This is a genomic window from Sphingomonas sp. FG14, assembly GCF_057809675.1.
The window spans coordinates 1-24,264 of sequence record NZ_JBMDKK010000032.1 but is presented as its reverse complement, the minus strand read 5'-3'; the positions used below and the strand labels follow the sequence as shown (position 1 = coordinate 24,264).

Annotated in this window: 22 protein-coding genes; 19 read left to right on the top strand and 3 right to left on the bottom strand. The window is 66.7% G+C overall.

All coding sequences use genetic code 11. The features are described 5' to 3' along the window. Positions 1-81 precede the first annotated feature (81 nt). Together ACODTA_RS29350 and ACODTA_RS29345 are read left to right on the top strand one after the other, a co-directional pair. Positions 82-462 (top strand): hypothetical protein, encoded by a 381-nt coding sequence (locus tag ACODTA_RS29350; protein ID WP_489071056.1) that lies wholly within the window; start codon positions 82-84, stop codon positions 460-462. Between the two features lie 118 nt (positions 463-580). Beyond that, the gene (locus tag ACODTA_RS29345; protein ID WP_489071054.1) at positions 581-3,004 is read left to right on the top strand and encodes a hypothetical protein; all 2,424 of its coding nucleotides are present in this window, start codon (positions 581-583) and stop codon (positions 3,002-3,004) included. Between the two features lie 81 nt (positions 3,005-3,085). Here the strand turns inward: ACODTA_RS29345 and ACODTA_RS29340 are convergent, their stop codons facing one another. Beyond that, complete coding sequence (locus ACODTA_RS29340) at positions 3,086-3,733, bottom strand: hypothetical protein (RefSeq protein WP_489071052.1); 648 nt, start codon at positions 3,731-3,733, stop codon at positions 3,086-3,088. 159 nt (positions 3,734-3,892) lie between these two features. Between ACODTA_RS29340 and ACODTA_RS29335 the strand changes: the two genes are divergently transcribed. The 15 genes from ACODTA_RS29335 (at position 3,893) to ACODTA_RS29265 (ending at position 15,606) form a co-directional block, all read left to right on the top strand. Then, a complete protein-coding gene (locus tag ACODTA_RS29335) occupies positions 3,893-4,492 on the top strand; it encodes a hypothetical protein (RefSeq protein WP_489071050.1) in 600 nt (199 codons plus the stop codon). Beyond that, a complete protein-coding gene (locus ACODTA_RS29330) occupies positions 4,489-5,133 on the top strand; it encodes a hypothetical protein (RefSeq protein ID WP_489071048.1) in 645 nt (214 codons plus the stop codon). Before ACODTA_RS29335 ends, ACODTA_RS29330 begins: the two co-directional genes overlap by 4 nt. Then, positions 5,130-5,549 (top strand): DUF6950 family protein, encoded by a 420-nt coding sequence (locus ACODTA_RS29325; protein ID WP_489071047.1) that lies wholly within the window; start codon positions 5,130-5,132, stop codon positions 5,547-5,549. The genes ACODTA_RS29330 and ACODTA_RS29325 overlap by 4 nt, the downstream gene beginning before the upstream one ends. Further along, positions 5,549-10,408, top strand: a complete 4,860-nt coding sequence (locus tag ACODTA_RS29320; RefSeq protein ID WP_489071045.1) for a carbohydrate-binding protein — start codon at positions 5,549-5,551, stop codon at positions 10,406-10,408. Before ACODTA_RS29325 ends, ACODTA_RS29320 begins: the two co-directional genes overlap by 1 nt. Before the next feature lie 31 nt (positions 10,409-10,439). Further along, positions 10,440-10,982, top strand: a complete 543-nt coding sequence (locus ACODTA_RS29315; protein WP_489071043.1) for a DUF4376 domain-containing protein — start codon at positions 10,440-10,442, stop codon at positions 10,980-10,982. 97 nt (positions 10,983-11,079) lie between these two features. Further along, the gene (locus ACODTA_RS29310; protein WP_489071041.1) at positions 11,080-11,403 is read left to right on the top strand and encodes a hypothetical protein; all 324 of its coding nucleotides are present in this window, start codon (positions 11,080-11,082) and stop codon (positions 11,401-11,403) included. Next, the gene (locus ACODTA_RS29305) at positions 11,400-11,939 is read left to right on the top strand and encodes a glycoside hydrolase family 108 protein (RefSeq protein ID WP_489071039.1); all 540 of its coding nucleotides are present in this window, start codon (positions 11,400-11,402) and stop codon (positions 11,937-11,939) included. The genes ACODTA_RS29310 and ACODTA_RS29305 overlap by 4 nt, the downstream gene beginning before the upstream one ends. Further along, positions 11,936-12,205, top strand: coding sequence for a hypothetical protein (locus ACODTA_RS29300; protein WP_489071037.1), 270 nt, complete (start codon positions 11,936-11,938; stop codon positions 12,203-12,205). Before ACODTA_RS29305 ends, ACODTA_RS29300 begins: the two co-directional genes overlap by 4 nt. Continuing rightward, on the top strand, positions 12,202-12,555 hold the full coding sequence (locus tag ACODTA_RS29295; RefSeq protein ID WP_489071035.1) for a hypothetical protein: 354 nt from the start codon (positions 12,202-12,204) through the stop codon (positions 12,553-12,555). Before ACODTA_RS29300 ends, ACODTA_RS29295 begins: the two co-directional genes overlap by 4 nt. Further along, positions 12,552-12,749 (top strand): hypothetical protein, encoded by a 198-nt coding sequence (locus tag ACODTA_RS29290; protein ID WP_489071033.1) that lies wholly within the window; start codon positions 12,552-12,554, stop codon positions 12,747-12,749. The genes ACODTA_RS29295 and ACODTA_RS29290 overlap by 4 nt, the downstream gene beginning before the upstream one ends. A 4-nt stretch (positions 12,750-12,753) precedes the next feature. Then, positions 12,754-13,161 carry a hypothetical protein gene (locus tag ACODTA_RS29285; RefSeq protein WP_489071031.1) on the top strand — a complete coding sequence of 136 codons (408 nt, stop codon included), beginning with the start codon at positions 12,754-12,756 and terminating at the stop codon, positions 13,159-13,161. 15 nt (positions 13,162-13,176) lie between these two features. Further along, positions 13,177-14,238, top strand: coding sequence for a discoidin domain-containing protein (locus ACODTA_RS29280; protein WP_489071029.1), 1,062 nt, complete (start codon positions 13,177-13,179; stop codon positions 14,236-14,238). An 11-nt stretch (positions 14,239-14,249) separates the two neighbouring features. Beyond that, positions 14,250-14,615, top strand: coding sequence for a hypothetical protein (locus ACODTA_RS29275; RefSeq protein WP_489071027.1), 366 nt, complete (start codon positions 14,250-14,252; stop codon positions 14,613-14,615). Beyond that, entirely contained in the window at positions 14,612-14,848 is a 237-nt protein-coding gene (locus tag ACODTA_RS29270) for a hypothetical protein (protein ID WP_489071025.1), read from the top strand. Before ACODTA_RS29275 ends, ACODTA_RS29270 begins: the two co-directional genes overlap by 4 nt. After that, positions 14,845-15,606 (top strand): hypothetical protein, encoded by a 762-nt coding sequence (locus tag ACODTA_RS29265; protein WP_489071023.1) that lies wholly within the window; start codon positions 14,845-14,847, stop codon positions 15,604-15,606. The genes ACODTA_RS29270 and ACODTA_RS29265 overlap by 4 nt, the downstream gene beginning before the upstream one ends. Before the next feature lie 16 nt (positions 15,607-15,622). Here ACODTA_RS29265 and ACODTA_RS29260 read toward each other — a convergent pair whose 3' ends face one another. Continuing rightward, complete coding sequence (locus ACODTA_RS29260; protein WP_489071021.1) at positions 15,623-16,384, bottom strand: TIGR02186 family protein; 762 nt, start codon at positions 16,382-16,384, stop codon at positions 15,623-15,625. Further along, a complete protein-coding gene (locus ACODTA_RS29255; protein ID WP_489071019.1) occupies positions 16,381-17,295 on the bottom strand; it encodes a sulfite exporter TauE/SafE family protein in 915 nt (304 codons plus the stop codon). The genes ACODTA_RS29260 and ACODTA_RS29255 overlap by 4 nt, the downstream gene beginning before the upstream one ends. A 190-nt stretch (positions 17,296-17,485) precedes the next feature. On the opposite strand from ACODTA_RS29255, the gene ACODTA_RS29250 reads away from it, so the two are divergent. Both ACODTA_RS29250 and ACODTA_RS29245 read left to right on the top strand, forming a co-directional pair. Then, positions 17,486-23,233 (top strand): alpha-2-macroglobulin family protein, encoded by a 5,748-nt coding sequence (locus tag ACODTA_RS29250; RefSeq protein WP_489071017.1) that lies wholly within the window; start codon positions 17,486-17,488, stop codon positions 23,231-23,233. Positions 23,234-23,545: 312 nt separating this feature from the next. Further along, positions 23,546-24,264: biosynthetic peptidoglycan transglycosylase (locus ACODTA_RS29245; RefSeq protein WP_489071015.1), on the top strand; the 719-nt coding region annotated here is incomplete at its 3' end.

Here is a 24,264-nt window from a genome sequence, read left to right as displayed (position 1 = left end):
GTCGCCCTCGCTGCCACCGTTATCTTCTGGCTGTGATCAACGAGTCCTGACCCTAGCGAGACGAATAGAAAAAGGGTTGATATGAAAATCTTGGCTCCGTTCTTGCTGATCTTGCTCGTTGGATGTGACGCATCTGATGTGCCAGAGATCACGCATTGCGAAAATGCGCTTAAGGTGAAGCTCAAGGCACCCGCGTCATACAAGCGCGTTTCCGCTCACGCCTTTGGATTTCCAAGCTCCAACCCCACAGAGCAGCATGTTCTCATCGAATTTGACGCGGTGAACGATTTCAATGTGCCACTCCGCAGCGCCGAGGCGTGTGTGTATCCGATCCGGGGCGGCAAGATCGATTTCAATGTTCCGAATGAAGCTGGGGCGAGAGCGGCGGATGCGGAAGCGCTGGCAAGCGACATTGAGGCAGCGGCAAATGTGATTGAAAAAGAAACGATAGGTAAGCGCTAGAAGATGGAATCAGATGAATAAAGGGTGTCTTGGGGACAGGGAAACAAGCTTAGTGACGGCGGTATCAGCATAGGCTTTGCGAGTTTAGTCCGGAAGGGGAAATCTCCAGAGGACCGACATGGCCGCAGTCGCCGATCAATTGGTTATTGAACTTACCGCACGCATCGACAGGGCGGAGGCCGATATACGCCAATATGGCGAGTCTTTCTCGCGCGAGATGCGCAGGCTCGAAGAAAGCTCCGAGCGCGCCGAACGGGGCGCGGGTAAATCCTTCGGTGGAATCGGGGAAAAGTTCGGTAAGCTCGCTGGTGCCATGGGTTTTTCCATAGCCGACATCACGTCTGGGGTGATGAACGGTATCATCGCCCTCACGAAATATGCAGGCGGTCTCAATGATACGGCGCGTTCATTGGGCGTGACCACTGATCAGCTCCAACAATATCGTTATGCCGCTGACGTGTCCGGTGTATCGAACAAGGCGCTTGAAGGTGGCCTTGCCTCCCTACGGGATAAGCTGGGAGAGGCTGGGCTTGGCGCTGAAAAGCCTATCAAGATGTTCAAGACGCTTGGCATCGAGATTCGGGACGCCACGGGTAAAATCAAGACTACGGGTGAGACCTTCCCGGAACTGGCCGACCGGCTGAATGCCATCGACGACCCGGCCCAACGGGCCGCTACCGCCGCATTGTTCCTGGGCGATGCAGCCGAAGAACTTGAGCCCCTGGTGCGGCAAGGCAGCAAGGGGATGGATGCGCTGGCGGAATCAGCGAACAGGCTCGGTATCGTCATGAGCGCTGAAGAAATTCAGAAGGCTGACGAGGCAGCGCAGAAGCTTGATGATGTGCGTAGGGTGCTACAGGCCGAAATAGCAAGCACGGTCGCGAACAATGCGAAGAGCATCGTGGCATTGGCGAATGCGCTGGCTTCCCTTGCCGGAAAGATTCTGGGTTTCTGGAATACGAATCCGGAACGTGCGCTAGCCATCATAGGTGGACTGGGGGGGCTTGCGCTTGGTGGCCCCATTGCTGCGGGCGTTGGTGTCGCCGGCGGCTATTATCTGGGGCGCGAGCAGCGCTTTGCCCGCGACGACGAAAATATGGACATCAACTTCCGCACGCGGCAGCTAGGAAACGCAAAAGCTGAGCTTACTGCCCGGCAGGAAAAGCCGTTCTTTCGCGTGCGGCGCGGCAAACACGATCAATCGGGGGGGACGATTGAGCAGGCGCTGGCGGAGGTGGAACGTCAGCGGGCATTGCTGAAGCGTGCTCACGAAAAAGCCCGTGAGGATGCACGTCGCAAGGTGCAGAAGCAGGAGGAGGACGCAAAGGCGAAGCCGAAGCCCGATGTTTCGAATCTTCTTGCGTCAGAGAGGAACAAGGGTCGATCCGGACCGTCGGCGGAGTCGCTTGCGAAAAAGGCGGAAGAAGAGCGTCGCCGCCAGCTTCGCGAAGATGTGCAGTTTTCGAATGATCAGGATGCCATTCGTCTCCAGATCCTCGCGTCGCAGACCGAAATCAATGGCACCGAAAAGGATCGGCTCGATCTTGCCAAGGCGCAGGTTACCAACACGCGCGTCCGTGATGAACGCAACCTGCAAATCGATTTTGAACGGAGCGAAGCCGATAAGGCGATCCTGAAGGCTCTTTACAAGGAACGCGAAGCGATCGAGCTGAAGGCGATCGATACGAAGAAGCAACTGAGCGATCAGAAGAAAGAGAGCGACGCGATCGTCAATGATATTCGTCGCAAATCGGAGGTGCGCAAGCTGGAAGCGCAACTGGCCACGACCGCGAAAGAGCGCCGGGCCATCGAACTCGAGCTTCTCGATCTCCAGTATCAGGAAGCTGAGGAGCGCCTGAAGCTCCTGGCGGCGTCGAAGGATGCAGCTATCGCGGCCGAGGCGCGAAAGGACCTGAAGGCGCTGGGCGAGAAGAAGGGCCTGGAAAAGCGCAATATCGAAAAAAACTCGAAGAGCCCGATCGAGGCGTATCTTGATGAAATTCCAGACACTGCGGCTGAAATCGATCAGGCGCTTGAGGGCATTGCCGTCGGCGCGCTGAAGGATATCGAGGATGGGTTCGCCGGGGCGGCGACCAAGGCGCTGGGCTTGAAAGGCGCGATCGGAACGGTCGTGCAGGAACTGATCAAGCTCGCGATGAAGAAATATGTGATCGACGCCCTGTTCGGCCTGCTGGGAATCAGCAAAAAGGGAGGCTCGGCGGTCGATGGCGCGCGTGCGTTTGGTGGCCCGGTCAAGGCCGGCGGCACCTATCTTGTCGGCGAGCGGGGGCCGGAGATCCTGCGCATGGGCGCGCAGGGCGGGGTGGTGATTCCGAACCACCAGATCGCGGCGCCCGGAGGTGGCGGCACCACCGTCGTCCAGAATTTCACGCTGGATGCGCGCGGGGGCATCACCACGCCGCAACTGCTCGCGCAGGTGAACAACACCATCACCCAGGCGGGCACCGCCGCCGCGCTCGCCGGCGGGATGGAGGGCGAGCGCCGCGTGATGAAACGGGCCAGCCGGCGGATTCCGTGGTGATCGCCTGAACCGCCGCGCGAACCGGCATGGGGAACCGGCCGTTCGCGAACCGCCGCGCGGCCATGATGCGCCGGGATGTGATTATCGGCCCAGCGCGTCCGCCGCGCGGATGCAGCGTTCGATGCTCGCGGCCGGATCGCGGGGTTTCTCGCCGCTCAGCCGCTCCACCAGCGCGGGCTGTTCGGCGCAATCGGCCTTGGCGGCCTCGCGGACAGCCCTGGCATTGGCTTCGCGGATGCCGGCGCTTTCGGCGGCGCCGATATCGCCTGTCACGGTCACCGGGGCCTCATATTCCATGAGCCGCCCGAATGGCGGCGTTTCCGCGAACAGCGGCCCGGTGAAATTCGCATAGCCCTTGCCGACCAGCGCCTTCACCTCGGCCGGCTGGAGATCGCTCAGCGGCGTCAGGATGTTGAGCGTATAGGTGCCGGGCGGCAGCGGCTTGCCCTTCCAGCTCAGCGGCGCGCTTTCGAATCCGCCTTGCGACACCGACAGTTTTTCATCCGCCATGAAGGCGAGCTTCGGGTTCGCGAGCGAAAGCATCAATTCGGTGCCGTCGGGAAGATTGGTCTTGCCCTTCGCGATCAGCGCGCCGCCGTCCAGCCTGGTTTCCACGGCGAACGCCAGCGCGCGCGGGCCCGCCTCCGCGACGGGCGGATCGCTCGCATCCGGGGTGGACTGGCCGCAGGCGGCCAGCGCCAGACATATCAAAAGCCCCGGTACCCTCATTCCCGTCTCCCTCGCGGCGGCGGCGATCGTCCGCCGATCGCGCCGCATCGGACGATGCATAATCGGCCGGTTCGAAGGTGCCAATGCCGATCGCGGGGATTCCGCCCGCGCGCCATGACGGCGGTAGAGGGGCAGGGCCGCCGACCCTAGCTTGGGCATATGGCGGCCGTTCTTCTTCCAACCTGTCCCCTCCCCAATGAAGCGCAGCCTTTCCTGGTGGATGCGGGCGGATATCTCACACCCTTTCTCGGCGGGCCGGTGCAGCGGATCAACCGGCTGGGCATGCGGTTCGGCGTGCGTTTCGTCATGCCCGAGCTGGATGGCGAGGAGGCGCGCGCCTATGTCGCGCGCCTGCTGCGCGGACGGGCGGACCGGGTGGTGATCCCCTGGCCGCAGACCATCTATTCCGACGACGATCCTGGCAATGCATCGATGCTGGGCAACGTTGCCGGCGGCACGGCGATCAGCGTCAAGGGACTCAATCCATCCTATGCCTTCGCCGAGGGGCAGTTCTTCAGCGTGATCCATGGCGGCCGGCGCTACGTCTACATGACGACGAGCACTGCGCAGGTGGGGATCGGCGGCACCGCGGCGCTTTCGATCTGGCCGCCGCTGCGCACGCCGCTGTCCGTGAACGACGTGGTCGAGGTGGCGGAGCCGATGATCGAGGGGCTGGTTTCCCCCGGCGACGAGCTGGCCTGGCAACAGGCGATCGACCTGACCTCCGTGATCGAATTCAGCGTGGTGGAGGGGCGATGAGCGATCCCGCTTTGCAGGCGGCGGCCGCCGCCGATGCGCCGTTCCTGTTCGGCGCGATCCGCATCCTGTTTCCCGGATACACGCTGCGCCTGCTGGACGGCGCGGCCGAGATCATGATCGGCGGCGAGCCCTTTGTGGGGCAGGACGGCGTGTTCGGCACGCTGGAGTCGATCGGCGCGCTCGGCGAGCGCATCGGCGACGAGGCCCCGGAGATCGAGATCGGCCTGTTGCCGCCCGACGCCAGCGCCGCCGCGACATTGTCGTCCGCCGCGATGCAGGGCAGCCGCGTCGAGATATTGTTCGGCGCCTATGACCCGGCGACCGGCGCGGTGGTGGGCACGCCCGAGCTGCTGTTCCTGGGCGAGATCGACGTGCCGACGATCGAGTGCGAGCAGGGCGCGCGCAGGGTGAGCTACAGCGTGGTTTCCGTCTTCGAGCGGCTGTTCGAGGTGAATGAGGGCGAGCGCGCCTCGCATGGCTGGCACCAGTCGATCTGGCCCGGCGAACGCGGCCTCGAATACATGACGGGCACATCCAAGAATCTTTACTGGGGCGCCAAGCTGCCCGTGCGGCAGGTGAGCGCCACCCCATGGCCCGGCGGGCCGTTCGCGGGCATTTTCGAAGGGGTATCGTTCCAATGAATCCCCTTCAGCGCCGGAAGAAGGCGACCCAGGCGACGATGGACCGTTTCGCGGGCAAGGCGTTCGCGTTCGGATCGGTCGATTGCGCGAAGATGGCGGCGTTCCACCTGAAGCAGCTCGGCGTGAAGGTGCGGCTGTCCAGGGCGGGGCAGTATGGCAGCGCGGCCGGCGCGGCCGGCGCGTTGCGCCGCCTGGGCTTCGCAACGCTGGTGGAGGCGGTGGACGGCACCTGCCGGCGCCTTCCATCGCCCGCCTATGCCATGATCGGCGATCTGGTGTCGTTCCCCTCCGATCATGCGATCGGCGCGCTCGGCATCGTGCTGGGCAATGGCAACATGCTCGCCTTTCACGAGGATCATGACGGCCCCGTGGTGATGACGATGGGGCGGATCGACATCGCCTGGGCGGCGATCTGATGGCGAAGGCGATCCGCATAGTGGGAACCGTCGTCGGCGCGGCGGTCGCGATCGCGGGGCTCATCACCGCGAACCCGGGCCTCACCGCGCTAGGCGCGAAAATCGCCACCTATTCCAACATGGCGGCGACCGCGATCGACATGGTGGCGCCGCCAAAGCCGAATTTCGGCAACGGCAATCCGCTGCAGTTCCAGACCAATCCGCAATCGGGGCTGCCATATCCGATTGGGCGAACACGCATGTCCGGCGTGCGCATCCATGCCGACACCTATGACGCCACGGCGTTCAAGAGCGAAGGCAAGCAGGACGTCATCGCATTCGGCGTGCTGCTGGGCGCGGGCGGGCCGATGCAGGAGATCGAGACCTTCCGCGCCGACAAGATGACCGCGACGTTCGACGGCGCGGGCAACGCCACCGGCGACAACGCCAATTACATGGCGCAGAAAGTCTCGCTGGGCGCGCCCGGCGCGTCGGCGCTGGCGCTGTCCTTCGGCGGGGCGGGCTTTCCCGGCTGGAGTTCGGCGCACAAGCTTTCGGGCATCTGCCACGCGCTGTGGGACCTGCGCTACGACGAGAAGGGCAAGCATTACGGCGCGGGCGTGCCCGAGCCCGAATGGATCGGCAAATGGGTGAAGGTGTATGATCCGCGCAAGGACAGCACCTATCCCGGCGGATCGGGCAGCCATCGCGCGCTGAACGAGGCGACCTATGAATGGAGCAACAACCCGGCGCTGCACGCGCTGACCTGGTGCCTGGGGCGCTGGCAGAACGGCAAGCGCACGCTGGGCATCGGCGCGCCGATCGGCAGCATCCGCATGGCCGATTTCGTCGAGGCGGCCAATGTCGCCGACGCCAATCTCTGGGCGTGCGGCGGCGTCGAATGGTCGACCGACAGCAAGGGCTCCACCCTAAAGCGGATGTTGCAGGCCGGCGGCGCGGAAGTGACGATGACCGGCGCGATGATCGGCTGCCGCGTCAACACGCCGCGCGTCTCGATCGCCACGATCGAGGCGGCGGACCTGCTCGACAGCCTGACCATCGCCGCCAGCAAATCGCGCCGCGACCGGTTCAACACCGTGATTCCCCGTTTCCGTTCGGAACAGCATGAATGGGAAGTGGTGAGCGGATCGCCGGTTTCGGTGGCCGAATATGTGGCCATCGACGGCGGCCCGCGCACCAAGGAGATCGATTTCCCGCTGGTGCAGATGGAAGGCAATGGCACCGGGCATCAGCAGCCCGGCCAGCTCGCCGCGTACGAGATCGTCAACAGCCGCGAGGCCGGGCCGATCCGCTTCACCACCGGCCCCAGATTCTTCGGCATCAAGACCGGCGACTGCGTGACGCTGAACGTGCCGGGAGAAGGGCTCGTTTCCCAGCCGGTGATCATCCGCGGCGTCTCCCGCGATCCCGCCACGATGAAATTCACCTTCGAGGCGGAGACCGAGACCGGCGCCAAGCATGATTACGCGATGGGCGCCACCACCACGCCGCCCCCCACCTGGGAGCCGACCCCGCCCGATATCGCGCCGCCGACGCCATCTCCGCTGATCTGGTCGCTCGAGAACGCCTTTTCGGACGATGGCCATCCCGGCATCCGGATCATCGGCGCGTGCGAGTTTCCGGGCGCGGATTCGGTGCTGATCGAATATCGCAAGGTAGGCGATCCCGACTGGCTGACGCTCGCCAAGTCCGACGCGGCGCAGGCGGTGCGCCAGGTGGTGGCGCCGCTGGATGGCGACACCGCCTATGAGGCGCGGCTGGCCTATCAATCGGACAATCGGGTGAGCGAATGGCTGGTCCTCTCCTCCGTCACGACGCCGCCCGCCAAGCTGGCCGGGATCGACGACGGCGCGACGCGCAATGTCAATCGGGGTCCATGGGCGGGCGCGACCGCCTATCTGGCCGGCGATATCGTCACCCATGGCGGTGCGAGTTATTCGGCGACGAGCGCGCATACGTCCTCGGCCGGAACGCCGCCGCCCAACGCCAATTTCATGCTGTTGGCGGCTGCGGGGCTCAACAGCCAGCTCGTCAGGCTTTACCGGCGCACGACCACGAATTCGGCGCCTGCCGTGCCGGACAATATTATCACCTATAGCTTCACCGACAACTCGCTGACCGGCAGTCTCGACGGCTGGAGCACGACTGAACCGGCAGTGACGGCCGGCGCGTTTCTCTGGGAAACCAATGCCTGGGCGACAGGTCGCGATCCGACCGTGGCGATCGCGCCTTCCGCCTGGCTCGCCACGCCCAGCCTGTTGCAGAAGGATGATTATCGCGCGGTCATTTCCCAGACGGGCTTCGGCGTGCCTTGCGCGTTGGATGGCGCGGTGGAGCCGATCTACATGGCGACGCTGGAGACCCAATTGTTTTTCCAGACTTCCGCCCAGATTCTGGTCGGCCCGGCCAACGACACGGCGGGCGTTTCGGTCGCGCTGGTTTCCGCCGGGGGCGGGGCCGCGACGATCAACACCGCCACCGGCACGCCGATAGCGGGCAAGCCCAAGGGCTTCATCCGCATCACCGGGCTGGCGACGGGCACGGGGCCGACGACATTCCGCTTCAAGGCCACCAAGGACGGCATCGATTACGAGGCGGTGCCGGTCATCGTCGCCAAAAGCCCGCCCGAGGCGCCCACCAACAGCTATCTCGTGCGGCTCTACAAGCGGACGACGACCAACACGGCGCCCGTGGTTCCGGACAACGCCATCACCTACACTTTCGCCGACAACACGCTGGCCGGCAGCCTGGACGGCTGGAGCCAGACCGAGCCGGCGGTGACCGTCGGATCCTGGCTTTGGGAAACCTTCGCATGGGCGTCGTCGACCGATGCCAGCGTCGTGCTCCCGCCATCGGCTTGGCTGGCATCGCCCAACCTGCTGCGCAATGACGATTACACGGCGACCTTCTCCAGCACGGGCTGGGTGGTGCCGACGGCGGCGGACGGGAGCGTCAATCCTGCCCACCTGCCGCTTCAATCCCAACTGGTCTTCCGAACCAGCGCCGCCATATTGCTGAGCGACATCGTCGATACGGCCGGCGTGACGGTCGCGTCGGTATCCACGCCATCCGGCGCGGCGGCCACGATCAACACCGCGACCAACACGCCCATAGCCGGCAAGCCCAAGGGCTATATCCGCATCACCGCGCTGTCGGCCGGCAACGATATCGATGCGTTCGTCTTCAAGGCGACGAAGGACGGGGTCGATTATCCCGCCACGATCACCGTCACCAAGGCCTATCGCGGCGAGGACGGCGCGGAGGCCCGGGGGTTGCGCCTGATCCCCAATCGGGACAGGTTGACGCGTGACGCCTGGGGGCGGCTGAGCCCGGCGACGCAGACCTTCCTGTTCACGCCCGAACGCGAGAATTTCACTGCCGGCACCGTCACCTATGAGGTCCGCAACGCGAGCAATCTGATCGTCGGCGGCGCCCCCACCTACGGGACGGTCGTCGGCGGCAATTTCCAGATGACCGAGGCGCAGGTGATCGCCGCGGCAGGCACGACGCGCGGCGTGATCGTCTTCATCTATGACACGGGCGGCGGCGGCAAATACGGCGCCGCGCATATCTGGACGGATGGCTCGCTTCCATCCGGTGACAATGAATGGCCAGATCCGCAACTCAACACCGGCGATGCCTATTTCGCGGGTGGTGCGCTGGCGGCGCCATTCAGCATCCAGACCATCGGCGCGTCTCAGGGCTATAAATACAATAATTATGTGCGCGTGGTCTCGACGACGACGCCGGCGTCCGAATTCTTCGGCAAGGTGTTCGAGAAGCTGCCCGTGCGCCACGCCGGGGAAGCCTTCTACTGGGGCTATACCGGCGGCAAGGGCGTGGGCACCGGCGCGTTGGGCGCGGGCCTCTACCTGATCTTCCGCGATATCGACGGCGTGCAGGTGGGCTCCACGCAGAAGCTGTTCAACACGACTGCGATGTCGCCCGCCGGCGACTGGCCGCAATATAACGGCAGCCCGGTCCATGCGCCCGCCGATGCCGCCTATGTCGAGGGCGGTTATTACCGCAATGCCCATGGCGCCATCGGTTCCTCGCAATATCAGATCGTCAATGCCTATCTCTCCCGCAGCCAGCCGAATGCGAACAATACCGAAGCGACGGTGCCCCTGCTCAAGACGCCGAACGAAAACCAGCTGGTCAACGTCTCATATTCCGGCAGCGTCAAGGCCTTTCCGACGACATTGAGAAACTACCGTTACCAGGGGTTGGTGGATGTTTCGGAAAGCACGACCTGGTCGCTGATCAACGTCACATCCGGCATCACGGCCACCATCAGCAATGTCGCGGGGTCTTGTGGCGTCGTGACCATCACCGGCGTCACCGCCCCGGGGTCGATCACGGTCGTGTCGTCGCGCGACAACGTCAATGTGACCAAGAAGATCAGCTTCGTCTGGGTTTACGACTTCATCCCGCAGGACGGCAGCCCGTACGTATCCGACAGCCCGACGACCGTGACCATCACATCGACAAGCTGGACACCGGTGATCGGCCCGATGACCATTCTGGCGGAGCATGCGAGCCTGACATTTTTCCAGCAGATGTTCGTCCGGATCAACAACGGAACAGGCGATCTTTCCCTGAGGGCGGAGATCGAGACCTCGCCTGGGGTCTGGTCCTCCATCGGCGCGTTCCCGATGACGAACACGCTTACCTACAATGGCGACGAACCCGTTGTCGGTTCGATGGGCGCCACGACCTCATATAACGGCCCCACGCCGGCCGGCAGCATCGTGCCGGGCAACAGCTACAGGATCCGATTCAGTGCGGCGCTGAATTTCTTCGGTGGAAACACGACGTCGATGACGATCCTCGGCAGTCAGTGCTGGGTGAAAGGATGACATGTCGGACGGAATATCACGCATCATCACGTTGCCGGATCCCACGCATTTCGCGGTGCGCGAGGATGGTGTCGTCCTGTTGCACGCGAGCGAGATTCGCGAAGGCGACGATACCCGGCCGCTCCCGGACGATTGGGCGGCGGTCTGTGCGAATGCATGGGCCATCGATCACGCCACGCTGACCTGGTTTCACGATGTTGATCGGGAACGCGGCCGCATCTGGGCCGAGGTCAAGGCGGAGCGGGAGGCGCTGACCGCAGCCGGGTGCGCGGTGCCGGAACTGGGGCGGGTGCAGACCGATCCGGCGAGCCTGGCCGCGATCGAGCAGCGCTGGGGCGCCGCGCAGGCGGACCCCGAAGGCTGGTCGGCGGTATGGACGATGGCGGACAATCGCCACGTGCCCGTCGATCACGGCTCCATGCGCGCGATCAAGCTGGCCGCCGACGCGCATGTCGGCGCGGTGCGCGCGGCGGCGGACGCCGTTCGCGCGGCGCTGTTCGCCGATGGGGTGACGACGCTTGCCGGGCTCTACGCGGTGCCGGCGGATCTGTCCGCGATGCTCGATCCCGCCTGAGCCGCTGACGGCGGTAGAGGGGGTGTGCGGGCGCGGCTAGCGTTCCATCCATGCCGCATCGATCTCGCCACGACTGCATCGCGCCGGAGACGGACGCATGACGCTGGCCACCCTCCCGCCCGACACCAACACGATCCTGATCCTGGGCGAAGTCCGGGGCCAGCTCCGCGAGATCATCCATAATATGAACAACCAGGCGCTGAAGAACGACGCCGTCGCGCAGCAGCTCGCCAAGCTGGAGGGGATACCCGACCGTCTCGACGCGATCGAGGCGCGTCTGGTCTCGCTGGAAACCGACAAGCATCGCCGCGACGGCGCGATGGGCTTTGGCGGCTGGCTGCTCAAATCGCCGCTGATCGGCTGGCTCGCGGGGCTGGGCGTCGCCGCCTGGGCCTATCTTTCGGGAAGGCCGGGCCAATGAGCATCGAGGCGATGATCGACGCCGCCATCGGCCGCGAGGGCGGCTATTCCAACCATCCCGCCGATCGCGGCGGCGAGACGATGTGGGGCATCACCGCCGCCGTCGCGCGCCGCAACGGTTATGCCGGCGCGATGCGCACGCTGCCGCGCGAGACCGCCAAGGCGATCTATCGCCAGGAATATGCGATCCGCCCCGGCTTCGCCGCCGTGGCCGAGATCAGCCAGGCGGTGGGCGAGGAGCTGTTCGATACCGGGGTTAACATGGGGCCGGGCGTGCCAGGCCTGTGGTTCCAGCAATGCCTGAACGCGCTGAACGACGGCGCGCGGCTTTATGGCGATATCCGCGAGGACGGCGTGACCGGCCCGGCGACGCTCGCCGCGTTCCGCGCCTATCGCGCGGCGCGCGGGGCGGCGGCCGACACGGTGATGCTGAAGGCGCTCAATTGCCTGCAGGGCGCGCGCTATGTCGCGCTCGCCCGTACGCGCGCCGCCAACGAGGCGTTCCTGTTCGGCTGGCTGCGGGCACGGGTCGCATGAGCGCGGTTCCGCACCTGCGCATCGTCGTCACCGCATCGGTCGCGGCGGTGCTCGGCTATCTGCTGTTCAGCGCCTGGGCGGTGCTGTGGTCGGCGGACGCCGCGCTCAAGGGCGACGTGATCGGGACGTGGAAGAGCTTCGCCGTGCTCGCCTTCGGCTTCTGGCTGGGCTCGTCGAGCGGCGGCAAGGCCCGCGATGGCGCGCCGCGACCCGAGGCCGCCGCCAGCGCGCCTGACCGCCCCGTTCCCGTGGAGACCGGATCATGAAGCATCACGTCCTCGCCCTCGCGCTCGGCCTGTGCGGCTGCGCGACGCTTCCCCCTGCGCCGTCGCCCGCCGCGCTCGCTGACCGGACCCGGCTCGACGAACAGGCGGGGCTCGCGATCACCACCGGCTATCGCGCTGCGGTGGCCGCCGCGCGGCTCGCCAACCAGGTGCGCCCATTCGACGCCGCGACGCGGACGAAGGCTGCCGATCTGGAGGCCCGGGCATTCGCGGCGGTGGCGGCGGTGCGCGCGGCTTATGAGGCCGGCAATGCCCGCGACCATGCCGAGGCGGTCGCGACCGCGCGCGCGCTGATCGAGCGGATTACCGCATTGGTGGGAGGCGCGTCATGACGATCGATATCGATGTGGTGGTGAAGGCGATCCGCCTGGTCGCCCCGGTTCCGGCGATCGCCAGGGCGATCTACGACCAGGCGAAGCCCCTGTTCGAGGGGACCGATCAGGCCGCGCTTCAGGCCGCCTATGACGCGGCCTGGAGCGATGCGCGCCGGGATCATGCGGATTTTCAACAAGAAATGAAGGGATAAAGCCATGGCCTTGCAATTTTCCACCACTGTTCGAAACGCCCGGCTCGACGCGATCGAGACCGCGATCGGCGCCAGCGCGGTGCTGAAGATCCGGACGGGCGCGGCGCCCGCCAATTGCGGCACGGCGGACAGCGGCACCGTGCTCGCCACCTGCGGCCTGCCTTCCGACTGGATGGCGGCGGCGAGCGGCGGATCCAAGGCGAAATCGGGCACCTGGGAAGACGCCAGCGCCGACGGCACCGGTACCGCGGCGCATTGGCGCCTCTATGCCAGCGACGGCACCACCTGCCACGCGCAGGGCACCGTCACCGCGACGGGTAGTGGCGGTGACATGACCGTCGACAACACCGGCTTCGCGGCGGGCCAGCAGTTCACGGTGACGTCGTTCAGCATCACCGACGGCAACGCGTAAGCGGAAGGGCGCGGCGTGGCCGAGTTGACCCCGTCATTTACGGTTTCGAGTACATTTAGCTCGGGAAGTGTGTCATATACCGGGGCCTCTGCAAAGGGTGGCGCTGGATTGCGAGATGGTAGTTACGTAGGCGGCACCTCGGTCTGGGCCTCAGATGACGGTGTCGCTCACAACAACTGGATCCGGGCAGATCTTGCATCTGAAAAGCTCGTTGAAAAAATTGGGGTGGCGCCGATATCTTATGCGTTCGACTCATGGGGCGCCGATTATCTCGATGGAGCAATGATCCAAACGAGTGCGAACGGATCATCATGGACGAGCGTGGAAAGCATTTCGGGCACGTCTGAGGGAATGCTGACGTTTGTTAACCTTGGAGTCAGCTCGCGATATTGGCGAATTTATACGGACAACGATTATCTTGGCCTAAGTGAATTCAGAATCTACGAGTTCAATCCGGTCGTCAATGGAAATGCTACAATAACAACGGCTGCTTCAATCAGTAATGGAGAAAGTAAGGTAGGGTTGGTCGGAACGTTGGCGGTGACGCTTGTAGCTGTTGCAACTGCTACATCGATTGTTCAGATCGGAGCCAATACTGCGCCGACTGCCTCGGCCGCGACCTTGTTGTCCGGTGGCGCGTTGCGCATCTCGGGCGCGGTGGCACCGCCGGTTCAGGCGGCGGCGGTTTCGGCCGTGATCGAAGTGGGCACCATCAGCGGTTTGGCCGGCTTCGTCACTGGTCAGGCGAGCGCTGTCGCTGTCGCGATCCTGCCAGTCCGTTCGGCTGCCGGCATCGCTACGACGGCGGCATCGGCGGTGTCCGCCGCGACCCTGCCGGTCATCGCGCAGGCCGGCACGGTGGCGGCTACCGCGTTCATGGCGGGGAATGCCATCCTGCCGGCCAGGGCGGCGGCGGCGGCCCCGCTCGACGCAGCCGGGTTCACCGCCGAAGCCAGCCTGTCACGCATCGCCATGTTGCCCGAAGCGCGGCTCATCACCTTCACCCAGGATCGCGCCACCGATCGCCGCATCACTCTCAACCAGGCCCGCTCCGCCGATCGGATCCTGCAGCTTTAAAGGAGGCGAACTTGGCCATTCCACCCACCGCGATGCGCTTCGCCCGGGTTCTCGATCCGACCGAGGTGCTCGATTACGGCATCAGCCTCACCAATATCCTCGAGCCGGGCGAGCAGATCGCCTCCTATCTGCTCGAACTCTTCCCCGAGGCGACCGCGCTCGGCCTCACCATCATGAGCGGCACCGGTCGCGACCATGCGCTGTTCAACGGCAATACCAGCATCCGCTTCTGGCTGACCATCGACGAGAGCGAGCGCGAAAATCCGATCTTCGAGGGTGGCGGCATCACGCTGCCGATGCGGATCACCGCGGATACCAATTCCGATCCGGGCCGGGTTCGCCAGCGCACCTTCCTCGTGCCGGTGGCGCAGCAATGAGCGGCGCGGTCGAGAATGGCCGGCGCCTGGCCGTGGCGTTCGGCGGCCATGCGGGGCAGGCGGGTGTCGTCGTGCGCGACGGGGCGATGCACGTGGCGTTTCCGGGCACGCGCCGGTTGCTGCGCGGCTGCGACACGGGGCTGGTTGATGGTGTTCCGGTTCAGGTGGTCGCGGTCGAGGACAGCCTCGTTGTCCGGGGCTTCGTCGTCCTGACCGTGGAGCCGCTGGCATGAGGCTGGGTCTGGGCGCGGGGCTCGACGATGCGGGCATGCGGGCGGATCGCGGCTGGCGGCCCGATGCGCTCGGCGTGAAGTTGCTGGCGTTCTGGGATGCCGGGAACGCCGCGAGCCTCTCGCTTTCGGGCGCTGCAGTCGCGTCATGGACCGACAGCCACAATGGCCATGTGCTGAGCCAGGCGACGAGCGGTGGCAGGCCGGTTATCGCCAACAGCATCAACGGCCGCCCCGCGATCGCGGGTGACGGCGTCGACGATCGGCTGGCGCTCGAACCCGTGCCGGCCGCGCTGCTCGCCGCGCCGCTTGAGATCTGGCTGCTGGTCAACCAGCCCGCGCCGACCTCGGAAACCGTGGCGCGCGGGCTCTTCTATGTCGGCGCGACCGGATCGAGCCAGCGCATCGCGATCTCGCGCACCGTTTCCGGCGGGGTCAACCGCCTGGTCGCGACGGTGGGCAATGGCGGCGGCTTCGGATCGATGACGTCGACCGCCGATTTCAGCGGCATCGGCGTGGTGCGGCTGGAAGTGGGGGCAAGCCTGTCACGGCTGTCGTTCAACGATGGCGGCGCGGTGACGGCGTCGGCGGTGCCCAGCCTGCTCAACACGCGGGTCGCCGTGCTCGCGCAGAACACGACCGCACCGGGCAGTTCCTTCAGCATCCATCAGGTCAACGCGATCCTGATCACCCAGCCGCTCGACGCGATGGAGAAGGATCGGCTGATGGCGTTCATGAAGGCGCGCGGCGGCCTCGCCTGACGCACCGATGCCGCGCTCAGCGGCGACGGAACAGCGCGCCGGCGGCCCAGCCGAGCAGCACCGACATCGCGGTGGCGAACAGGCCATAGGCAACGGGGCTGTGTTCGGCCGCGTCGGCGACATAGCCTTCGAAGCCGGTCTTGCGGATCGCGACGTCGCGGCTTGCGCCCGCCACCACGCGGCCGTCCTGGATCAGGAAGGTTTCGGCGGTATAGCGTCCGATCGGCACGCGCGCGGGAATGGCGAGGCGGGCGCGATAGAGCACCCCGTCGGTGATCTCGACGCCGCTGGTGCGCTGCCCGTAAAGCTGGGTGCGTTGCCGCAGGTCGATCAGCCCGTCCTCGAAGCGGCTGAGTTCGCCCGGCGAGCCGACATTGGCGGGCGAGAGCTGGAGATTGCCCAGCCCCAGTTCGAAGATGGCGGCGGTGCGCGCATCGACCATCTGGTCGAGCGGTCGCGACGAGGCGACCGCGTAGAAGGCTGGCGCGGACCGGAAGCGCACGCTTTCCGCGTTCACCCAGATCCCCGCCACCTTCTGCTTCTCGCGCACGACGATCGGCTGTACCGGGCCACGCAGCACCACCGCCACCTCGGCGGGTTTCGCGGGCACCTTGCCGCCGGGATAGAGGATCGCGCCGAACAGCAGCAGCTCCGCGCCGGTGAAGCTGTAGCGGATCTCCACGTCGCGCTGCGACACGTCGGGCACGAGCACGGGCTTGTCGGCGGCGAGCAGCAGCGGCGCGAGCGCGAACAGCGAGAGGGCGGCCGCGCGCCTCATTCGACGATCACCGAATAGATCTCGTCGGGGCGCCAGCCCAACCCCAGCGCCATGCGGATCGCGACGAGCAGCACGATCGCGGCGAGCACCCCGCGCAGATATTCGGGCTTCATCTTCTGCGCCAGCCGCGCGCCATATTGCGCGCCGATCACGCTGCCGACCAGCAGCAGCCCGGCGAGCACGATGTCCACCGCCTTGGTGGTCGTCGCATGCACCAATGTCGCCGCCATGGTGACGAACAGGATCTGGAAGAGCGAGGTGCCGACGACCACCTGGGTCGGCATGCCGAGCAGATAGAGCATCGCCGGCACCATCACGAAGCCGCCGCCCACGCCCAGCAGCATCGTCAATATGCCCGTGCCGAAGCCGAGCAGCAGCGGCGCCAGCGGGGAGATGTAGAGGCCCGATCGATAGAAGCGCCAGCGCAGGGGCAGGCTGGCGACGAGCGGATGGTGGCGGCGCTTGCGCGCGGCGATCTGCACGCCGGTGCGCAGCGCCACCAGCGTGCGTACCGCGTCGCGCGCCATCATGCCGCCGATGCCGCCCAGCATCACGACATAGAGCACCGCGATCACGGTATCGATCTGGCCGCTCTCCTGAAGCAGGCGGAAAATGCCCGCGCCCGCGATCGATCCGAGCACGCCGCCCACCACCATCACCGCGCCCATGTGGAAATCGATGCCGTCGCGCCGGGCATGGGCGAACACGCCGGAGACGCTGGCGCCCGTCACCTGGGTGGCGGCGGAGGCGGCGGCGACGGTGGGGGGAATGCCGTAGAAGATCAGCAGCGGCGTGGTGAGGAAACCGCCGCCCACGCCGAACATGCCCGAAAGCAGGCCAACCAGGCCGCCCAGCCCGATGATGACCAGCGCGTTGACCGAAAGATTGGCGATGGGAAGATAAAGATCCATCTCCCGATCAGCGGGTAGACCGGAATCGTGGCGCGGAAAAGTCCGCAGCGCCGCCCCACCTCCACAAAATCGCCCGTGTGGCGTGGTGTCTGGCGCGCATCGCCGCCAAGAGCTTGAATGGATGTCGGATATTCGCTGGATTCGGCGGCGGCTTCGCGTCAGTTTGGGGTGTCTCGCGAGGAGGGCGTTTATGTTGAGTCGGTCGTGGCGCTTCGCCGTGCTTGCCCTTGCGCTCGCGCCCGTCGCGGCGGTGGGCGACCAGACCGCGCAGGTGGTGCTGGCGACTCCGGGCACCGGCGACGGCGCGATCGAGCGTTTCACCATGCGCTTTTCCGACGACATGGTCGCGCTGGGCGATCCGCGCGCGACCGCGCCCGCCAAGGTCACCTGCCCGGTCGGCGGGCAGGGCCGCTGGATCGACACCAAGACCTGGGTCTGGGAATTCGCCAACGCGCTGCCCGGCGGCATTTCCTGCGCCTTCGCGCTCAACGACGATCTGAAGACGCTTGGCGGCAGCGCGATCGGCGGATCGCGCAATTTCACCGTCGATACCGGCGGCCCTTCGGTGCGCGCGGTGCTGCCCGGCAGCTATGACGGCGATATCGAGGAGGATCAGGCGTTCCTGGTCGCCACCAATGTGCGCGCCGATCCCGCCTCGGTCGCCGCCAACGGCTATTGCGCGGTCGACGGCGTCGGCGAGAAAATCGCGCTCGACGTGCTGAAGCCCGAGGTGGCGGGCGAACTGCTCGCCGGGCTGGGGCCCGACCGCTATCAGGTCACCAATTTCCTGAGCGAGGCGGGCCTGCCCCAGGCGCTGCCCGCCAATGCCGCCGAACGGACCAGGGCGCTGTCGACGGTGATGGCGGTCAAGTGCCGCCGCCCGCTGCCGCCGGGCCGCGACATGGCTTTGGTCTGGGGCCAGAACATCTCGGGCGCGGGGCGGCTCGCCGGGCGCGACCAGCGTTTCGATTTCACGGTGCGCAAACAGTTCGAGGCGCGCTTCGAATGTTCGCGCGTCAATCCGCAGGCCGGGTGCAGCCCGGTGCAGAAGGCCTTTGTCCGCTTCTCCGCGCCGATCGCGAAATCGGCGGCGCAGGCGATCCGCATCGAACTGGCCGACGGCAAGGTGCTGAAGCCCGAAGTGGAGAAGGGCAGCGCGCAGACCGTGTCGCAGGTGAGCTTCGCGCCGCCGCTGCCCGCCGCGACCACGGCGAAGGTGACGCTGCCGGAGAGCCTGAAGGACGAAAGCGGCCGTGCGCTCGTCAACCAACAGCGCTTCCCGCTCGACGTGCGGTTCGACGCGCCGCCGCCGCTGGTGAAGTTCGCCGCCAATTTCGGGATCATCGAGGCGGGCGACGCCGCCGCGCTGCCCGTCACCGTGCGCAATGTCGAGCCCGAGCTGCAGGGCCGCAACCTGGGCGTCACCGGCGCCACGCTGCGCGTCGCCGGATCGGACGGCCAGATCGCCCGGTGGCTGCGCGACATCGAGAAGGCGAGCGAGACCGAGATCCGCACCGAGAAGCGGGGCGGCGAGGATGTCGACGTCAACTATACCGGCACCAAGCCGCTGATCGCTGGGCAGGGCGCCGCGATGAAGCTGCCGCTGCCCGGCAAGGGCAAGGATTTCGAGGTCGTCGGCATCCCGCTCGCCAGGCCCGGCTTCTATGTCGTCGAACTGGCGAGCCCCACGCTGGGCCGCGCGCTGCTCGGCCGGAACACGCCGCGCTATGTGACGGCGGGCGCGCTCGTCACCAATATGAGCGTCCATTTCAAATGGGGCCGCGCGGCCTCGCTCGCCTGGGTGACGTCGCTCGACAGCGGCAGGCCGGTGGCGGGGGCGGCGGTGCAGGTGACCGATTCCTGCTCGGGCGCGGTGCTCGGCAAGGGGCAGACCGATGCGCAGGGGCGGCTGCTGATCAAGGGCGGGCTGCCGTCGCCCGAAACCTATGGCAGTTGCGAGGGCAGCGGCGATTCGCCGCATCCGCTGATGGTGTCGGCGCGCAAGGGCGACGATTTCAGCTTCACCCTCACCCAATGGGGCAGCGGCATCCGCCCCTATGATTTCGACCTGCCCTATGGCTGGCAGGAGAATGCGGACCTGTTCCACACCATCTTCGATCGCACGCTGCTGCGCGCTGGCGAGACGGTGAACATGAAGCATATCCTGCGCAAGCCGGTGGCGGAGGGCTTCAGCTATGCCGGCGGCCTCGCCGGCACGCTCAAGCTCAGCCATCGCGGATCGGGCACCGAGTTCGAACTGCCGCTCACCATCGGCGCGGACGGCATCGGCGAAACGACATGGACGGCGCCACAGGGCGCGCCGCAGGGCGATTACGACATATCGGTGGTCGCCAAGGATCGGACGATCTTCACCAGCCAGTCGATCAAGGTCGACGAATTCCGCCTGCCGACGATGCGCGCGACGATCGACGCGCCGAAGACGGCGGCGGTGCGGCCCAAGCAGGTGCCGCTGGACCTGTTCGTCGGCTATCTCTCCGGCGGCGGCGCGGGCGGATTGCCCGTGCGCGTGCGCAGCGCGTTCAACCGCAGCGGCGGCGCGCCCAAGGGCTGGGAGGGCTGGAGCTTCGGCGGGCGCGACATGGCCGAGGGCATTGTGCCGCTGAACGGCGACGGCGAGTCGATCGAGAAACCGCTGCCGCCCGCGCAGACATTGCCGATCACGCTCTCGGGCGAGGGCACCGCCAAGGCCATGGTCGAGGTGCCGATGGCGGTGGACGACATCACCGACATGACGGTGGAGATGGATTATGAGGACGCCAATGGCGAGATCCTGACCGCGTCGCGCACCATCGCGCTCTACCCCTCCGCCGTGCGGCTGGGCATCAAGACCGATGGCTGGATGATGAAGGACGACGATCTCCGGCTGAAGCTGGTCGCCGTCGATACCGAGGGCCAGGTGCTCAAGGGCAAGCGGATCAAGGTGGCGCTCTACAGCCGCGAGGTGCTGACCGCGCGGCGCCGGCTGATCGGCGGTTTCTACGCCTATGACAATCAGGCGCGCACGACGCGGATCGACGCGAACTGCTCGGTCAGCACCGATGCGCAGGGCCTGGCCGAATGCCAGCTCGATCCCGGCGTCTCGGGCGAGGTTTATGCGGTGGCGACCGCCGAGGACGACGACGGCAACGTCGCCCGCGCGGTCACGTCGGTATGGCTGGCGGGTGAGGACGACTGGTGGTTCGGCGGCGACAATGGCGATCGCATGGACGTGATCCCCGAACAGAAGGACTATAAGGCGGGCGAGACCGCGAAGTTCCAGGTGCGCATGCCCTTCCGCTCCGCGACCGCGCTGGTGACGGTGGAGCGGGAGGGCGTGCTGTCCAGCTTCGTTACCGAATTGTCGGGCAAGGATCCGGTGGTCGAGGTGAAGATGCCCGGCACCTACGCGCCCGACGTGTTCGTATCGGTGATGGCGGTGCGCGGGCGCATCGGCGGCTTCAAGCTGTGGCTGGCCGATCTCGCGCGGCGCTGGAACCTGCCCTTCTTCTCGCGCGAAGGGGCGCGGCCGACGGCCTTGGTCGATCTCGCCAAGCCGAGCTACCGGCTGGGCATCGCCAAGGTGAATGTCGGCTGGGAAGGGCATCGCCTGGGCGTGGAGGTGAAGGCGGACAAGGCCAAATATGCGGTCCGCGATACCGCCAATGTCGATGTCGCGGTGACGCGGCCCGACGGCAAGCCGGCGAACGAAGCCGAAGTCGCCTTCGCCGCGGTGGACGAGGCGCTGCTCCAGCTCTCGCCCAATGAAAGCTGGAAGCTGATCGACGCGATGATGGGTGAACGCCCGCTTTCGGTGCTGACCTCGACCGCGCAGACCCAGGTGGTCGGCAAGCGGCATTTCGGCAAGAAGGCGGTGGAGGCGGGCGGCGGCGGCGGCGCCGATCTCTCCGCGCTCAACCGCGAGGATTTCCGCCCGGTGCTGCTGTGGAAAGGGCGGGTGAAGCTCGACGGCGCCGGCCATGCCAGGATCCCGGTCCAGCTTTCGGACTCGCTCTCGTCGTTCAAGCTGGTGGCGATCGCCACCGACGGGGCGAACCTCTTCGGCACGGGCGATGTCTCGGTCCGCACGACGCAGGACCTGACGATCTTCTCCGGCCTGCCGCCGCTGGTGCGCACCGGCGATTATTACGGCGCCAGCTTCACGCTGCGCAACGCTTCGGACAAGCCGATGACGGTGACGGCGAACGTGTTCCTCAATCCGGACGTGGCGAAGGGCGCGCCGCTCACCGTCACGCTGCCGCCGGGCGCGGCCGCGCCGGTGACGTGGAACCTGCCCGCGCCCGCCGGCATCGACAAGCTCGACTGGACGGTGGAGGTGCGCGACGCCGCCGGCAAGCCGCTCGACCGGATCAGCGTCAGCCAGGTGGTGGCGCCGGCGGTGCCCGTCGAAACCTGGGCCGCGTCGATCTTCCGGATCGGCGAGGCAGGCACGCAGATCCCGATCGCCGCGCCGGCGGGCGCACTGCCGGGGCTGGGCAGCGTCGATGTGCGGCTGGCCGATACGCTGGCGCCGCCCATGGCGGGCGTGCGCGACTATATGACCGCCTATCCCTACAACTGCTTCGAACAGCAATTGTCGCGCGCGGTGGTGCTCGGCGATCTTGGTATCTGGGGCAGGCTTTCGGGCGAGATCCCGGCCTATCTCGATAGCGACGGGCTGCTGCGCTACTTCCCCGTGGACCGGCTGCAGGGATCGGAGGCGCTGACCGCCTATGTGCTGTCGCTGACCGCCGAGGCGGGCTGGGCGATCCCGGAGGGCGCAAAGGCGCGGATGGTGCAGGCGCTGACCGCGGTGATCGACGGGCGGCTGCGGCGGGAGACGCCATGGTCGGGCGACGATCGGCTCCAGCGGATCGCGGCGGTGGCCGCGCTCGCGCGCAACGGCGCGGCGACGCCGCAGATGATCGGCCAGATCGGGCTTGCGCCGCAGGACATGCCGACGAACGCGCTGGTCGACTGGCTGGTCGCGGTCGATCGCACCGCCGGCCTGCCCAATGCCGCGCAGCTCCGCGCACAGGCGCAGCAGGTGTTGCGCCAGCGCATGGTGTATGAAGGCACGCGCATCGACATGACCGACGGCAAGAGCGCGCCGTGGTGGATGATGTCCTCGGGCGACGAGATGGTGCTGAAGGCGCTGATCGCGACGCTGGGCAAGCCCGGCTGGCAGGATGAGACGCCGAAGATGATGGTCGGCGCCGCCGCCCGCCAGCAGCGCGGCCATTGGGATACCACGCCGGCCAATGCCTGGGGCGCGGTGGCGGTGCAGAAATTCGCCGCGCTGTATCCGGCGACCGCGATCGCGGGCACGACGACGGCCACGCTCGGCGGCCAGAGCCTCAGCCGGGGCTGGCCGCAGGCGGTGGGCGCCGCGCCGCTCAGCCTGGCGCTGCCCGCCCAGCGCACGCCGCTGACGCTGCGCCAGGCGGGCGGGGCGGGGCCATGGGCCTTTGTCTCGGTGCGCGCGGCGGTGCCGCTCACCCAGGCGCTGTTCGCGGGCTACCGCATGACCAAGTCCGTCGCCTTCCTCGAACAGAAGGTGAAGGGCCGGGCGACGCGCGGCGACGTGATCAAGGTGACGATCACCGTTGACGCCACCGCCGATCGCAACTGGGTGGTCGTCAACGATCCGGTGCCGCCGGGCGCCACGATCGTCGGCAATCTCGGCGGCCAGTCCGGCATGTTCGCGCAGGCCGGTGCGGAGGGCGGAGAGGGCGTGCAGCCCAGCTATGTCGAACGCGGCAAGGATGCGTGGCGCGGCTATTTCGAATGGGTGCCGCGCGGCCGCTTCACCGTGTCCTATGCGATGCGGCTGAACGGCATCGGCCGCTTCGGCCTGCCGCCGACCCGGGTGGAAGCGCTCTACTCGCCCGAGATCCGCGCGGCGATCCCGAACCAGCCGATGGCGGTGGCGCCGAAGTGATGGCGAGCGCTCGCCGTGTCATTCCGGCAAAACCGGGAGTTCCGAACGGGCTCGCTGCGCGGGCACCAACACCCCCGCTCGGGCTGAGCTTGTCGAAGTCCTGTCCTTCTGCTGCGATGCCAAGGAAAAGGCAGGGCTTCGACAGGCTCAGCCCGAACGGCGTGAGGATGGGCATATGATCCTGACGCTCAGCGCGCCGGCATCCTCCCGCGCGCGATGTTTCGCTTCCCGTAATCCCGGGCGTACCTGCGCGAAAGCGATGCCAAGAGGATATGGGAAGCCGGTTCGCGCAAAGGCTCCGCCATCGTCGGCATGACGCGTCTGCTTCCGGCCGGATTTCGCAAGGCGCATCTCTGTTGGGGGCTGGCGGCGATGCTCTTTGCCGCCTTCACCGCGCTCTGGTTCCTCACGCTGCCGCCGCCCTTGCCCGATTATGCGACGGTCAAGGCGCGCTGGCGGCCGAGCGAGGCGTGGCTCTACGATCGCGACGGGCGGCTGCTCGACAGCATCCGCGTCGATTTCGCGGCGCGGCGGCTTGCCTGGACGCCGCTCGACGGCATCGCGCCGGTGGTGCGCGAAACGCTCGTCGCGGCGGAGGATCGCCGCTTCGCCGCGCATGACGGGGTGGACTGGCTGGCGGTGGCCGGCGCGATCCGCGACCGGATCGAGCGCCGCCGCGCGCGCGGCGCCAGCACGCTTTCGATGCAGGTGGCCGCTTTCCTCGCCCCCGGCCTCGCCGCGCCGGGATCGCGCGGCTGGCGGGAAAAGGCGCGGCAGATGCGCGCCGCCTGGGTGCTGGAGGATCGCTGGAGCAAGGACCAGATCCTGGAGGCCTATCTGAACCTGGCGGGCTATCGCGGGGAAGCGCAGGGCATCGGCGCCGCCGCCCTGTCGCTGTTCGGCCGCACGCCCGACGCGCTCGGCCGGCAGGAAGCGCTGCTGCTGGTGGCGCTGCTGCCCGATCCGCGCGCGGGGCCGGGCCTGTCTCTTATAAACATATCCGAGCCCACGAGACCCTGCAACCTATCTGG